Source organism: Agromyces humi, from assembly GCF_009720255.1.
GTDB lineage: Bacteria > Actinomycetota > Actinomycetes > Actinomycetales > Microbacteriaceae > Agromyces > Agromyces humi.
In genome coordinates this window covers 1-13,900 of record NZ_WJSP02000015.1, presented here as the reverse complement: position 1 = coordinate 13,900, position 13,900 = coordinate 1, and the positions used below count along the sequence as shown (strand labels likewise).

At 69.7% G+C, this 13,900-nt stretch carries 12 protein-coding genes; 6 read left to right on the top strand and 6 right to left on the bottom strand.

Annotation, left to right across the window (positions count from 1 at the left end):
• Positions 1–84: 84 nt before the first annotated feature.
• The gene (locus GH736_RS03195) at positions 85–771 is read left to right on the top strand and encodes a TetR/AcrR family transcriptional regulator (RefSeq protein WP_159600205.1); all 687 of its coding nucleotides are present in this window, start codon (positions 85–87) and stop codon (positions 769–771) included.
• Positions 772–796: 25 nt separating this feature from the next.
• Here the strand turns inward: GH736_RS03195 and GH736_RS03190 are convergent, their stop codons facing one another.
• A complete protein-coding gene (locus tag GH736_RS03190; protein WP_159600203.1) occupies positions 797–2,200 on the bottom strand; it encodes a choice-of-anchor A family protein in 1,404 nt (467 codons plus the stop codon).
• Between the two features lie 139 nt (positions 2,201–2,339).
• A complete protein-coding gene (locus GH736_RS03185; protein ID WP_235933813.1) occupies positions 2,340–5,183 on the bottom strand; it encodes an immune inhibitor A domain-containing protein in 2,844 nt (947 codons plus the stop codon).
• Positions 5,184–5,518: 335 nt separating this feature from the next.
• Here GH736_RS03185 and GH736_RS03180 point away from each other — a divergent pair, with 335 nt between their 5' ends.
• Together GH736_RS03180 and GH736_RS03175 are read left to right on the top strand one after the other, a co-directional pair.
• The gene (locus GH736_RS03180; RefSeq protein WP_159600199.1) at positions 5,519–6,382 is read left to right on the top strand and encodes an alpha/beta hydrolase; all 864 of its coding nucleotides are present in this window, start codon (positions 5,519–5,521) and stop codon (positions 6,380–6,382) included.
• A gap of 109 nt (positions 6,383–6,491) precedes the next feature.
• A complete protein-coding gene (locus tag GH736_RS03175) occupies positions 6,492–6,917 on the top strand; it encodes a hypothetical protein (protein ID WP_159600197.1) in 426 nt (141 codons plus the stop codon).
• A gap of 42 nt (positions 6,918–6,959) precedes the next feature.
• Here GH736_RS03175 and GH736_RS03170 read toward each other — a convergent pair whose 3' ends face one another.
• The 4 genes from GH736_RS03170 to GH736_RS03155 all read right to left on the bottom strand — a co-directional run bounded on the left by GH736_RS03170 (position 6,960) and on the right by GH736_RS03155 (position 10,306).
• Entirely contained in the window at positions 6,960–7,646 is a 687-nt protein-coding gene (locus GH736_RS03170; protein WP_328596785.1) for an HAD hydrolase-like protein, read from the bottom strand.
• A 146-nt stretch (positions 7,647–7,792) separates the two neighbouring features.
• Positions 7,793–8,488, bottom strand: a complete 696-nt coding sequence (nucS, locus tag GH736_RS03165; RefSeq protein WP_159600195.1) for an endonuclease NucS — start codon at positions 8,486–8,488, stop codon at positions 7,793–7,795.
• Between the two features lie 16 nt (positions 8,489–8,504).
• Entirely contained in the window at positions 8,505–8,972 is a 468-nt protein-coding gene (locus GH736_RS03160) for a hypothetical protein (protein WP_159600193.1), read from the bottom strand.
• A gap of 62 nt (positions 8,973–9,034) precedes the next feature.
• Entirely contained in the window at positions 9,035–10,306 is a 1,272-nt protein-coding gene (locus GH736_RS03155) for an MFS transporter (RefSeq protein ID WP_159600191.1), read from the bottom strand.
• A 252-nt stretch (positions 10,307–10,558) separates the two neighbouring features.
• Here GH736_RS03155 and GH736_RS03150 point away from each other — a divergent pair, with 252 nt between their 5' ends.
• Genes GH736_RS03150 through GH736_RS03140 form a run of 3 tightly spaced genes read left to right on the top strand, consistent with a single transcriptional unit; the run spans position 10,559 to position 13,734 of the window.
• Complete coding sequence (locus GH736_RS03150) at positions 10,559–11,833, top strand: ABC transporter substrate-binding protein (protein ID WP_159600189.1); 1,275 nt, start codon at positions 10,559–10,561, stop codon at positions 11,831–11,833.
• Positions 11,834–11,837: 4 nt separating this feature from the next.
• Entirely contained in the window at positions 11,838–12,833 is a 996-nt protein-coding gene (locus tag GH736_RS03145) for a carbohydrate ABC transporter permease (protein ID WP_159600187.1), read from the top strand.
• On the top strand, positions 12,826–13,734 hold the full coding sequence (locus tag GH736_RS03140) for a carbohydrate ABC transporter permease (RefSeq protein ID WP_159600185.1): 909 nt from the start codon (positions 12,826–12,828) through the stop codon (positions 13,732–13,734). Before GH736_RS03145 ends, GH736_RS03140 begins: the two co-directional genes overlap by 8 nt.
• Positions 13,735–13,900: the final 166 nt, after the last annotated feature.

Genomic DNA, 13,900 nt, shown 5'->3' with positions numbered 1-13,900 from the left:
TCCTGATCTCGAGTCAACTCCGAACACTGTTCGGCGATACATCACTGTACGGTGTGTGGAGATGAATCACCAGATCGCATTCGCATGAGACCCGGGCCCCGCCGCAGCTTCACCCACGCCGAGATCCTCGACGCCGCCTTTGACCTGCTCGAGACGAAGGGCTTCGCCGCCGTCTCCGTGCGAGGCGTCGCCGGCTCGCTCGGCATCACGCCGACCGCACTCTATACCTATTACTCCAGCAAGAACGCCCTGTTGCGAGGCATGATCGAGCACCTGCTCGCGCGACTCGACCTGCGTGAGCCCGGTGGGTCCGACGCCGTCGAGGCACCGGATGCCGCGGCCATCCGCCGGCGGATCGTGGCCCTCGCGCTCCGCCTCCGCGAGCTCCTCACCGCGCACGCCGGCGCACTCGGCCTCATCATGAGCGGCCCGCTCGATGGACCCAACGCCATGCGACTGAACGAGACGCTCCTGGAGTCGTTCACCGCTGCCGGCCTGGGCCTCGACGAGGCCGCGCGGGCCGCATACGCGCTGCAGGTCTACGCGCTCGGATCGATCGCCCTCGAGTCGGCCGACCAGGACGCCGACCCCGAGGCCGCCGCGCCGGTCGACGGCCTGTTCCCGGATGCCTCGGGCACGGCGCTCTGGACCGACCTCGCCACGTTCCCCCTCAGCTCCCGCACCGCCCACGTGGCGGCCCAGCACAACTCCACCGACCAGTTCGTGTGGGGCCTCGAGCGGCTGCTCGACGGGCTGGTGCCGTCGGCCTGACCGACGGCCTCGCTCGCGCGGACCGTCACGCTCGGCGGCGGCGGTACCCGATCGCGATCGCGGCAGCCCCGACGGCAGCGAGGGCGGCCGCTCCGATGAGCGGGGCCGCCGACGCGACGCCGGTCGAGGGCAGGGCATCGCCATTCGGCGGCACGGGCACGACCGTCGCCGGATCGGTCGGCGTCGGATCCACCGTCGGGGTCGGGTCCGCGGTCGGGGTCGGGTCCGCGGTCGGCGTCGGCTCCACGGTGGGCGTCACCGGTGGCGTGGTCGTGACGGGCGGCGTCGTCGGTACGCCGCCCTCCACGCACGTGAGCTCGGCCAGGAACGGGAAGTTGTGCACCTCGCGCGGCGTACCGGGCGTCGGTGCGGCGGGGAGACCGTGGATGAAGGACTTCGCGATCACGTTGCCCTCGATGTTCTGGGTGACCTGCCAGTTGAGATCGGCGTTGGGGGCGTAGATGCTGCCCTCGAGGGTCGCGCCGCCGGTCACCGTCACCGATGTCGCGTCGGGGAAGTTCCAGAGCACGAACGGGGCGCTGCCCGACGTGAGATTGGACAGGTTCGGGATCTGCCCGCTGAACGTGTCGCCGGTGACGTTGACGAGCAGCGGCGTGTCGAGCGTGGGCACCAGCGGGAAGAAGATCTCGGACATGGCTTCGAGGTCGGATGCCGCGACGGTGACGACGTTCGTCTCGCCGTCGACGAGCGTCAGCTTCGCGTTGGTGCCGTCGGCGTAGGGCGGAGTCAGCGGCGCGCCGTCGTCGCGGTTGGCGAACTCGATCGTCGGGGCGCACCGGTTGAGTGCTGCCGTGGTATCGCGGTAGAGCGAGTACGCCCCGGCGATGTCGATGAGGTCGCCGGGCACCGGTGCTTCGATCGAGGTCGGCGTCTGGGTGATGGTGCCCTCGATGCGCGGCTGCGTCTCGTACGCGCCGCCGGGAGGCACGACGTGCCAGGGCCCGGCGACGTTGTTCTGATCGACCGAGAACGCGTCGTAGGTCGTCGTGTCGGCGATCTTCGCGAACCCGTTGTTGAGCACCTTGAGGATGACGCCAGAGGCCGGGAAGTCGACGCCGCCGCCGACGTACAGGTAGGTCGGCCTGTCGTCGCCTGGGGCGATGAACGTGACCGGCGGCACCGCGCCCGCTGCGATGTTGTACGAGGTCTGGAAGCTGAGGTCGCCACCGAGCGCGAGCGTTCCCTCCGCCTCGTCGGCGTTGAGCTCCACGTCGCCCTCGACGAACACGAGGAATCCGCTGTTCGCGGCGTGGCTGCCGAGCGGCTGGGCGACCGGGTTGATCGGACCGATCGTGTCGCCGGGCGCCGCGATGGCGGCGCTCGAGAGCAGCACGCCCGCTCCCGCGAATGCGGCCACCGCCACGACCGTGGCGATGGCCTTGCCCCGACGTTCCCCCGAATGCGTCATGCGCTCCAGCCTTGCACGAGCAGTGTCGTCTGCCAAGCAACCACGAGCGCACATCGGTTCGTCGGCAGTGCACCGGCGCCGGAATGCGGCGAGGCGCCGACTCCCGAAGGAGCCGACGCCTCGCCGTCGTGCGATCGGATCAGCCCGCAGCGGGCGGGGTGATCTTGATCTGGGCGGACGTGTTGTTCTTGCCCGCCTTCTTCACCTCGACGACGGTGCCGTAGCCGACACCGGCATCGGCCGGGTTGCCGGTGCCGAGCGTCATGCCGGGCATGATCTCGACGCCGTAGAACTCGGGCAGCGGCGTGCCGTTCTCGTCGACGACCCGCGTGGTGTACGGCTGGTTGCCGACCGAGGGCACGACGACCGAACCGTTGCGGTAGCGGTAGTACAGGTCCTCACCGTTGCGGATCTCGATGCCGGGCACCCAGCCCTGGTTGTCGGTGAAGACGCTCACCGGCTTCTGGGACTTGACGTCGGTGCAGTACTCGTCGGTGAGCTCGGCTCCCGTGATGCACTCCGTGAAGGGGTACGTCTTGGTGAGGCCGAACGCCGCGTTCGACGACTGAGCACGCGAGGGCATGTTGTCGGTCGCCGTCGGGTCGATCTCGGCCGCCTCGCCGGTGCGGCGCAGCGGGTCGAAGTGGCTGTCGACGATCAGCAGGCCGCCCTTGGCGCCGGCGCTCGGGAGCGCCGTCTCGTTGGCCTCGACGTGGTTGGTGCTGCCGTAGCCCGTGTCGCGGTACCAGACGAGCGCACCGGGGGCGTTGTACTTGATCTTGTCGACCTTCCAGGCACCGGCGGTGGCGCTGTACACGGTGTCGTACCCGTACTTCAGTCCCTCGTCGAAGCCGTCGAAGTTGCGCCACTCGACCAGGTAGTACTGGGCGTTGGTGGAGGTGCCGCTGTCGATGCGCCAGCCGGGACCGGTCGACGCGGCGAAGGTCTCGACCTGCTTCTCCCAGCCGTTCTCGCCGTTCTCGACGTCGTCGGACCAGACCGTCGTGCCCGCGCTCTGCAGGTCGAAGTCGTCGGCGAACCAGCCGCGCTCCTGGAAGGCGGCGTCGGTGGCGAGGCGGAGGCGGAGGCTGACCGTGCTGCCCGCGTAGGCGGCGAGGTCGACGTACTGGTGCTTCCACCCGTCGGACGAACCCGTGAGGCCGTACTGCTTGGCCGCACCTTCACTGGAGCCGAAGGTCGCCATGTTGCCGTTCGGGTCGGCGTAGCCGTCGGGCGTCGTGGCCTCGCTGCCGTCCTCGTTGAGGACCTTCAGCTCGTTCCACGTGGTGCCGCCGTCGGTCGAGACCTCGACGAAGCCGAAGTCCCAGTCCTCTTCGATCACGTAGTTGTTCTGCATCCAGAGCTTCGCGTCGACCGGCACGTCCAGGTCGCGGACGATGCGGATGTCGCCCCAGTCCTGGTCGGAGCCGGTGTACCACATGTTCTCGCCGCTGGTCGGCTCGGCCATGGTGATGACCTTGTCGGGCAGGTTGATCTTGACGCCGTCCTCGGTGCCCTTGATCGGGCGCGAGCTCTGACCGACGGTGATGGTCTTCGCGGCCTCACCGGGGTTCATCTCGACCGGCTCGGCCCAGCCGAGCACCCACTTGTCCCAGAGGCCCATGTGGGTCGGCATGGACTGGAAGATCGGTCCGGAGTGCGAGCCGGACGACATCAGGTCCCAGAAGTCGACGTCGGAGTCGCCCTGGTTCGAGGTGTCGTAGAGGTCGGGCAGGCCGAGGTCGTGGCCGTACTCGTGCGCGAACACGCCGACGCCCGAGTCCTCGGGCTGCACGATGTAGTTCGACAGCTTGAGGTCGGTGCCGGGGATGGCAGCGCCGCCCGCGACAGCGGAGGAGTGTGCCCAGATGGCGTAGGTGCCCTCTGCGCCGCCGCCGCCGGACTTGTCCTCACCGGCGTGCACGAGCACGACGTGGTCGATCACGCCGTCGGGCTCGAGGTAGTCGCCGTCGCCGTCGCGGTCGCCCTGGTCCTCGATGTCGTAGTCGGCCCACGGGAAGTCGGGCTGCGCCGCCGCCAGTGCCGTCACGGCGTCGATCGGGAGCTGGCCCGCGCCGATGGGGTTGTCGGGGTGGCCCTGCATGTCCTGGATCGCGCCGGCCTCGTAGACGCCCTCGTCGTTCAGGAAGCAGGTGCTCGCACCGTAGTACGCCTCGGAGTGGGGCACCGTGACCCAGGGGGTCGCGGAGCCGTGCACGGTGTAGGCGCCGTGCGACATCTCCTCGTACATGTTCTTCATCGTGTAGCCCGAGATGTCGATGCCGGGCTTGCCGTCGGGACCGCGGAGGTCCTTGCGCACGCGCTCCGTGATGCCCTTGTCGGTGAAGAGCATGGTGTTGTAGTGCTCCGACGAGAAGTCGGAGACCCACATCGAGTTGTTGTCCTCGAGCTCGTAGTCGGCCGGGTTCGGGATGTTGTTGTGCAGCGGCCCGTTCTGCACCTCGCCGGGCTTGCACTCGGTCGAGCCGAACTCGGTCGGCACCTGCACGCCCGTGAAGTCGTCGTTGGCGTTCGTGTTGAACTCGACGAGGATCGTGAGGAGCTTCGCCTCCTGCGTCTCCTCGGCCTGCTTGTAGTCGGGCGTCTTGTGGTTGTTCTTGTGCTTGCCCTTGTCGGAACGCCCCTCGCGCTTGAGCTGCCCGGGGCTCTTGCCGGTATCGACCGACTGGGCCTCGAGCTGCGCGAGTCCCTTCGCGGCCACCGGGTTGCCCTGCGAGTACTTCGCGTCGATGGCCTCGGCCTCGGCGACGACCTCGGGCGCGGTGCGCTTCGCGACGGATCCGGCGACGACCTCATCGTCGGTGCCGAACGCCGCTTCGGCTCTCGGCGCGACGTAGTTCATGTAGTACTCGTCGTCGCTGATCACCGGCGCGGAGACGTGCGATGGCGCTGCCGATGCCCCCGTCGCGCCCATGGTCGCCAAGCCGGCGGCCGCGAGCGCGAGCACGGGAATCGTCGCCACCACGCGCCTGCGCGCGCGAGTGGTGTTTCCAAACATGCTTCTCCCTCCAAATGCGCCGGGGGATGACCGCGGCGCACGAACGACGCCCGCCTGGTAGACGGACGTAGACGGCATCCTCCCTTGCCAGGCGGCATCTATGGAAGTCCTTTCCGCAATCTGTGGAGAGAGACGCAAGTCCGTTGCGTGCCGCGCACGATTCATCCGCCGGCCGTGTTCTGTGACCGGGGCGATTGTGAACGAACCGTTACAGAGTGCGGCCGAGGGGTGGCCGGGCCGGAGAGACGGGCATACCCTGAGCCGGGACCGCGCACGGGGCGGGTTCCGGAGAGGAACACATGAGCGAGTCCACCGGTTCCACCCTCGCCGACTGGGAGCGTGAGGAGATCGCGCGCGCGAACGCGTCCGACCTGACGCCGGTCGTGTTCGTGCACGGACTCTGGCTGCTCTCGAGCAGCTGGCAGCCGTGGCGCGACTTCTTCGAGGACAACGGGTTCATCACGCTCGCGCCCGGCTGGCCCGACGACCCGGCCACGGTGGCGGAGGCGCGCGAGCACCCCGAGGCCTTCGCGAAGAAGATGGTGCAGCAGGTCACCGACCACTATCTCGAGGCCATCGCGGCGCTCGACCAGGCGCCCGTCGTGATCGGGCACTCGTTCGGCGGCCTCATCGCCCAGAAGATCGCCGGCGAGGGCGTCGCCGCCGCGACGGTCTCGATCGACAACGCGCCGTTCAAGGGCGTGCTGCCGCTGCCCGCGTCCGCCCTCAAGTCCGCGGCACCCGTGCTCTCGAATCCCGCGAACGCCAAGCGAGGGGTGGCGCTCACGTTCGAGCAGTTCCAGTACGGCTGGGCGAACGCCCTCGATGAGTCCGAGGCGAGGCGTCTCTACGAGACCCTGCACGTGCCTGCCGCCGGCGCTCCGCTCTTCCAGGCCGCGTTCGCGAACTTCAATCCGTTCGGCGGCGAGACCACGGTCGACTCGAAGAATCCCGAGCGCGGCCCGATGCTCATCATCGGGGGCGAGCAGGACCACACGGTGCCGCCGGCCATCACCGACGCGAGCTACAGGATCCAGTCGAAGAACCCGGGCACGACCGAGGAGATCACGATCCCCAACCGCGGGCACTCGCTCACCATCGACTCGGGGTGGCGCGAGGTCGCAGACGAGGCGCTGGCATTCGTGCAGCGGTTCATCCAGTAACCGGGCGGATGCCGCGTGGCGCGTGCCCCCGGCATCCCCCCGTCCGCCGGTCGCGACTCCCAGCCGCTCGGCCGGTCGCGGCGTACGATCGGTCGCGGGGGTGGTTCGGATGGGCGGAATCCTGGTTCGAGACGCAGGGCGGCGGCCCGCGGCATCCGCGATGCTGCTGATCTCGATCGCCGTCGGCGCGCTCGCGCTCGCCGGCTGCTCGTCGGGTGGCACCGGAGGGTCATCGGCGCTGCCGCCCGTGATCGTCGACCTCGGCGAGGTGGACGGCACGACGGTCGAGGTGACCGAAGGCGGCACGATCGACCTCACCGGCGACGACGACACGTATGCCGCGTGGACGGCCGAGATCGACGATCCCGACGTGGTCGAGTTCGTGCCCGGGCGCGATGACGGCAGCGCGCAGTTCAACCCGGGCCTCACGGCGACGGCGGTCGGCGAGACTGGCGTGACGCTCGACAACGGCGAGACCGGCGACAGCGTGACGTTCACCGTCGACGTGGTGCCGAAGGCCGCGGGCGGCTCCTGATCCGAAGGCCCGAGGCTGGGACCGCGGGGGGCCCGCAGAGCCTCAGCCGAGCAGCAGCGACCGGAGCTGGTCGGCCGAGTGCACGACCGCCATGGCGTCGCCCGCCTCGGCGGGGGAGCCGTAGCCCCACTCGACCATGATCGTCGGCACGCCGTTCGCGGCAGCGCCGAGGGTGTCGTAGCCGCGGTCGCCGACCATGACGGGGTTCGAGAGGTCGACGCCCTGCGACTCGAGGCGGCGGAGCGCCTCGCGCACGACCTCGGCCTTGGTGCTGAGCTCCTCGTCGTCGCTCGCGCCGGTGATCTCGGTGAAGTACTGGCTGAGGCCGGCGTGGTCGAGCACCTTGCGGGCCATCGACTCGGGCTTCGAGGTGGCGAGCGCGACCGGCACGCCCGCGGCGTGGAGCCGCTCGAGCACGCCGGCGACGCCGGGGAACACGGGGGAGCAGAGCACGCGGTGCGCGTAGTGCTCGCGGTACACGTTGAGCGCCTCCCACGCCTCGGCGTCGTCGAAGCCGGCCGTCAGCCGCAGGCTGTCGAGCAGGGGCGGGCCGACGTAGGAGCGGAGCACCTCATCGGACGGCACGTCGACGCCGAGCTGGGTGAACATGTGGGCGAGCGACGCCGTGATGTCGGAGGCCGAGTCGACGATCGTGCCGTCGAGGTCGAACAGCACGGCCGACCAGGTGCGCGTGGGCGCAATGGTCTGGATGGGCATCGTGGAAGTCACCGTGTCATCCTATGTCGAGGGTGTCTGAGAGTTTCTCAGGAAGAGAACCGTCGCACCCCCCAGAAGGAGCGACAAGGGGCTTGCGCGGCGCTCGCGCGGCGGCTCGGGCCGGGGTTCGCGCCGGGCTCGCGCGCCGCCGCGCCGGTTCAGAACAGGCGGGCGTGGCCGCTCTCGATGCCCCGCATCGCGTCGTAGTCGAGCACGACGCAGCGGATGCCGCGGTCTTCCGCGAGGGTGCGCGCCTGCGGCTTGATCTCCTGCGCGGCGAAGATGCCGGTGACGGGCGCGAGTCGGGGATCGCGGTTCATCAACTCGAGGTACCGGGTGAGCTGCTCGACGCCGTCGATGTCGCCGCGCCGCTTGAGCTCGACCGCGACCGAGGCGCCCGAGGCATCCGTCGCCAGGATGTCGACCGGGCCGATGGCCGTCATGTACTCCCGACGCACGAGCCGGTGCCCGTCGCCGAGCAGCTCGATCTGCTCGGCGAGGAGCTGCTGCAGGTGCGCCTCGACGCCGTCCTTCTGGAGGCCGGGATCGATGCCGAGCTCGTGCGCGGAGTCGTGCAGCACCTCGTGGATCGACACGACCAGCTGGTCGGCGGTCTTCTTGTGGGTGACCTTCCACAGCTCGATGACCCCCGCGGCTGCCTGGTCGTCGTCGGGCTCGAGCGACTCGAGCGTGCAGGGCGGGCTCATCCAGTTGAGGGGCTTGTAGCTGCCGCCGTCGGAGTGCACGAGCAGGCTGCCGTCGCCCTTGACCATGAGCAGCCGCGTCGCGAGCGGCAGGTGGGCGGAGAGGCGCCCCGCGTAGTCGACGGAGCAGCGGGCGATGACGAGACGCACCCGTCGAGTGTACGCGTCAGGCGCCGGCGGATGCCTCGGGCGGCCGCGCCTCGTGATGCCGACGTCCGTGCGAGCGGCGGTCCTCCTTCATCTCGGCCTCGAAGAGATGCCGGCGTCCGCCGACCAGCTCGTCCCTGGCGGCGCGCTCGGCCCCGCGCACCTCGGCGTAGTAGCCGTCGTCGTACTCCTCGACGACCTGGAACGTCCAGCGGCCCTCGAGCACGTTCCGACCCATGACGTCCCGCTCGAGGCGCTCGGCGACGTGGTCGTGGCCCGCGGCGCGGAAGAGCTCGGCCGCCTCCCCGATCGCGAGATCGGCCTTGCCGGTTAGGCGGTGGAACCGGTACAGCGATCCGCGGGCGTCCTCGATCGTCTCGAGCGCCTCGGAGAGCTTGCCGAGCGCCTCGACGGTGGCGTCGTCGACGCCCGGCGGCCGGGTGTGTTGGACGGCGGGGCGGTCTTCGAGCAGGTCGTCGGCATCCATGGCGGCATTCTCGCGGCCGGCACGCCTCGCGTGAGAGGCCTTGCCCACCGTCGGGCCCTGCGCTACGGCGCCGCGGACGCCTTGGGCCGCGCTCGCGGACCGGTCTGCTCGCGGGCGGCAGGTGCGGCGAGGCCCGCCATCAGCATGAGCACGAGGATGACGAGCAGTGCGTTGAGGAGGCCGTAGTGCTCGCCGAGGAAGCCGAGCAGCGGCGGGCCGGCGAGGAACGCGCAGTAGCCGATGATGGCGACGGCGCTCACCCGCGAGGCGGCGAGCCGGCGGTCGGTGACGTCGGCCGCGGCCGACATGCCGACGGGGAATCCGAGCGCAGCGCCGATGCCCCAGAGCACCGTGCCGACGATGAGCATCCACGGCTCGGTGCCGAAGATGAAGAGGCTCAGGCCGATCACGCCGACGACGGCGAGCACCTGCAGCATCCGCACGCGGCCGAAGCGGTCGATCACGGGGCCGCCGAGCACGCGGGCGCCGGTCATGGCGATGGTGAAGACGGCGAAGACGGCGGCGCCGATGGTGGCGTCGTAGCCGTGCCCGTCGACGACGGCGAGGGCGAGCCAGTCGTTGGCGCTGCCCTCGGCGAAGGACATGCCGAGCACGACCACGCCGATGAGCAGCAGCCGCGGGTCGGCCCACACGGCGAGGCTGTCGCGCAGCCGCTGCGTCCACGGCACGCGCGGCGCATCGGTGTGCGGGTCGTCGCCGAGCTCCTCGCGCACGGGCACGAACCGCACGGCGATGAGCACCGTCACGGTGACGAGCACGGCCATGACCCCGAGGTGGAAGACGACCGGGATGCCGAGGGCGGATGCCGCGGCGGCGGCACCGGCGCCGGCGACGGTGCCGAAGCTGAAGAACGCGTGCATGAGCGGCATGAGCGTCTTGCCGAGCTCCCGTTCGGCCTCGGCGCCCTCGACGTTCATCATCACGTCGACGGTGCCGTTGCCGAACCCGAACAGCGCGAGGCCGATGACGATGAGCGTCACCGAGGGCAGGAGCGAGCCCCCGACGCCGACGAAGACCAGGCCGACCGCCACGATGGTGAGCACGCCGGCCATGCCGAGTCGCGTGCCGAACCGGGCCATGAGCCACGGTGCGGCGACGAGGCCGAGGATCGAGGCGACCGAGCCCGACAGGATGACGAGCCCGACCCCCTGGGTGCTGAGTCCGACCTCGTCGCGGATCGCCGGGAGGCGGGCCACCCAGCTGGCGAGGCTGAGCCCCGAGAGGAAGAAGATCGTGAAGATCGCATTGCGCCACGCGACCAGTTCGCGCCGCGTGCGGTCGGTGGTCACGCTCTCACGCGGGGTTCCGGTCATCTGCTCTGCTTCGTCGTGGGCGGCTCGGCGACGGGGTCGAATCGATTCGATTCCGCCGATCTGAGAACCATATCGATCACGCGGGATGATCGCAACCGCTGACCGGCGCGCCTGGAAATCCGGCGTGTCCGGCGCTTGCGCGACACGTCGAGGGCGGGTTATCTTCTCGTGCTAAACGATTAACAGATCGTTCCTCCGCACGGTGCCGCAGGCGCCCGCAGACCCCCGACAGCAACTTCGAAGGAGAAACGCATGCTCCGATCCACCAGACCGGGCCGCACCGTCGCGGCCCTGGCCGCATCGGCCGCCGCCCTGCTCGCATTCAGCGCCTGTGCGTCCGGCAGCGCCGCCGGCGATGACGGCGGCGACGTGACGATCGACTACGCCATCTGGGACCAGAACCAGCAACCGGCGATGGAGGAGATCGCCGCGGCGTTCACGGAGGAGCACCCGAACGTCACCATCGACATCCAGCTCACGCCCTACAAGGAGTACTTCACGAAGCTCCAGACCGCGGTCTCGGGCGGGGCCGGCCCAGACGTGTTCTGGATGAACGGCCCCAACTTCCAGCTGTACGCCTCGAACGGCGTGCTCGCGCCCCTCGACGACGAGGGCATCGCGGCATCCGACTACCCGCAGGGCCTCATCGACCTCTACACCTACGACGGCTCGCTCTACGGGGCGCCGAAGGACTTCGACACCGTCGCGCTCTGGTACAACACCGAGCTCTTCGACGCGGCCGGCGTCGAGTACCCCAGCGCCGACTGGACCTGGGACGACCTGAAGGCCGCCGCCGCGAAGCTCACCGACCCGGCCGCCGGGGTGTACGGCATCGCCGCCACCCAGTACGGGCAGGAGAACTACTACGACTCGATCGCCCAGGCCGGCGGCGAGGTCGTCAGCGCCGACGGCACCGAGACCGGGTACGGCAGCCCCGAGGCGCTCGAGGGCATCACCCTCTGGACCGACCTCATCGAGGCCGGCTCGTCGCCGACCGCCCAGCAGATGACCGACACGAGCGCCGAGGACTTCTTCCTCTCGGGCAAGGCGGCCATGTTCCAGAACGGGTCGTGGGCGGCCGTCGCCTACGCGGAGAACCCCGACATCGCCGAGAAGGTGAACGTCGCGCCGCTCGCCGCCGGGCCCGAGGGCAACCAGAGCGTCATCCACGGCATCGGCAACGTCGCCAACGCGAAGAGCGACGAGCTCGAGATCGCCAAGGAGTTCGCCGCGTTCGCGAGCGGTGAGCAGGCTGCGAAGATCCAAGCCGAGACCGGCACCGTGATCCCCGCGTTCAACGGCACCCAGCAGGCCTGGGTCGACGCGCTGCCGCAGTACGACCTGCAGGTGTACATCGACGCGCTCGAGACGGCCGTGCCCTACCCGGTGTCGAAGAACACGGCCGCGTGGAACGCGATCGAGAGCGAGATCCTCTCGCAGGTCTGGGCGGGCACGCTGACGCCCGAGGACGGCCTCGCGCAGCTCGCCGACGAGATGCAGGCCGCCCTCGACGCGGAGTCGGAGTAGCACCATGACCGACCTGATCGCGCAGCGCACCGCGGCGCCGATCGCCGAGCTGGACGGGGGGCGGCCGGGAGACGCCGCCCCCCGCCCCCGCCGACGGGGCGACGGTCCCGGTCGCACCGGCCGCGGCCCCCGCCAGTCGGGTTGGTGGGCCCTGCTCTTCATCGGGCCCACCGCCGTCGGGCTCCTGGCGTTCTACCTCTGGCCCACCGTGCGCACGCTCATCCTCTCGTTCACCGAGTCGGGCCCGTTCGGCGGCACCACGTTCGTCGGCTTCGACAACTACGTCGCCCTGCTGCAGGACCCCGAGCTCCTCGGAGCGCTCCGCAACACCGCGGTCTACACGCTCATCACGCTCGTCGGCATCCCGATCGCCGTGGCCATCGCCGCGCTGCTCAACACCACCGGGCTCCGTGGGCGCGGCGTGTACCGCACCCTCTACTTCATCCCGGTCGTGACCATGCCGGCCGCGATCGCGCTCGTGTGGCGCATGATCTACAACGGCGACTACGGCGTCCTCAACGAGGTGCTCGGCGTCGTCGGCATCGAGGGCCGCAGTTGGCTCACCGACCCGGGCACCGCGCTCGTCGCCATCGCCGTCGTCGGCATCTGGGCCGGACTCGGCACGAGCATCGTGATCTTCCTCGCCGGGCTGCAGGGCATCCCCGACACGCTCATGGAGGCGGCCGACCTCGACGGCGCGGGCCCGATCCGCAAGTTCTTCTCGATCACGATCCCGATGCTGTCGCCGAGCATCTTCTTCGTGAGCGTCATCGGCGTGATCGGCGCGCTGCAGGTCTTCGACCTCGTCTACATGATGCTGGGCCGCAACAACCCCGCGATGCCGAACACCCGCACGATCGTCTACCTCTTCTACGAGGCCGGCTTCCTCGACAACCAACGCGGCTACGCGGCCGCGATCGCGTTCCTGCTGCTGCTGATCATCCTCGTGCTGACCGTCGTGCAGTTCCGGCTGCAGAAGAAGTGGGTGCACTATGAGTGACCTCTCGCTCGACACCAGGGCCATGACCGGCTCGGATGCCGCGGGCGCACGCCGGCTCGAGGCATCCGCTGCCCGCACCGGGCGCCGCAACCGCGGCCACTGGATCGTGCACCTGCTGCTCGCCGCCGGCGCCGTGGTGATGGTGTTCCCGTTCGTCTGGCAGACCCTCACCGCGTTCAAGACGTTCCAGGACTCGGTGCAGGTGCCGCCCGTGATCATCCCCGACCCGTGGGTGTTCACGAACTTCGCCGAGGTCTTCGACTCGATGCCGTTCGGGCAGATGTTCCTGAACTCGGTGGTGCTCACCATCGGGCGCACCGTCGGCCAGGTCGTGCTCTGCACCATGGCGGGCTACGCGTTCGCGCGCATCCCGTTCCGCGGGCGCAACGTCGTGTTCGTCGTGTTCCTCTCGGTGCTCATGGTGCCGTCGCAGCTGTACCTGCTGCCGCAGTACGAGATCATCCAGTCGCTCGGCTGGCTGAACACCCTGCAGGCGCTCATCGTGCCCGGCATCTTCAGCGCGTTCGGCACGTTCCTGATGCGGCAGTTCTTCATGTCGATGCCGGCCGAGCTCGAGGAGGCCGCGCGCATCGACGGAGCCAACCCGTGGCAGACCTTCTGGCGCATCATGGTGCCGCTCGCCAAGCCGGGCATCATCGCGCTCACGGTGTTCACGGTGCTGTGGTCGTGGAACGACCTGCTGTGGCCGCTCGTGGTCACGACCGACCCCGAGAAGATGCCGCTCTCGGTGGGCCTGTCGCAACTCGTCGGCCTGCACGGCACTGATTACCCTGTGCTCATGGCCGGCGCGCTGCTCGCGACGTTGCCGATGCTGATCACGTTCATGGTCCTGCAGAAGCAGTTCATCCAGGGCATCGCGTTCTCCGGGACGAAGGGATGACGCGGGTGACGCAGGCGAACGAGCACGAGGAACGGCACGCGGCGCCCAGGCGGCGCCCGACCCTGCGCATGGTCGCCGAGCTCGCGGGCGTGTCCACGGCGACGGTGTCCTACGTCTTCTCAGGCCGCAACGGCGGCGAGTCGGGCGTGGCCGGGCCGACCGCCGA

Bases quoted from the DNA above. Each gene is read 5' to 3' on its own strand.
- GH736_RS03195 (WP_159600205.1), top strand. From the start codon at position 85: ATGAGACCCGGGCCCCGCCGCAGCTTCACCCACGCCGAGATCCTCGAC.
- GH736_RS03160 (WP_159600193.1), bottom strand. From the start codon at position 8,972: ATGGATGCCGACGACCTGCTCGAAGACCGCCCCGCCGTCCAACACACC.
- GH736_RS03140 (WP_159600185.1), top strand. From the start codon at position 12,826: ATGAGTGACCTCTCGCTCGACACCAGGGCCATGACCGGCTCGGATGCC.
- GH736_RS03190 (WP_159600203.1), bottom strand. From the start codon at position 2,200: ATGACGCATTCGGGGGAACGTCGGGGCAAGGCCATCGCCACGGTCGTG.
- GH736_RS03180 (WP_159600199.1), top strand. From the start codon at position 5,519: ATGAGCGAGTCCACCGGTTCCACCCTCGCCGACTGGGAGCGTGAGGAG.
- GH736_RS03175 (WP_159600197.1), top strand. From the start codon at position 6,492: ATGGGCGGAATCCTGGTTCGAGACGCAGGGCGGCGGCCCGCGGCATCC.
- GH736_RS03155 (WP_159600191.1), bottom strand. From the start codon at position 10,306: ATGACCGGAACCCCGCGTGAGAGCGTGACCACCGACCGCACGCGGCGC.
- GH736_RS03145 (WP_159600187.1), top strand. From the start codon at position 11,838: ATGACCGACCTGATCGCGCAGCGCACCGCGGCGCCGATCGCCGAGCTG.
- GH736_RS03150 (WP_159600189.1), top strand. From the start codon at position 10,559: ATGCTCCGATCCACCAGACCGGGCCGCACCGTCGCGGCCCTGGCCGCA.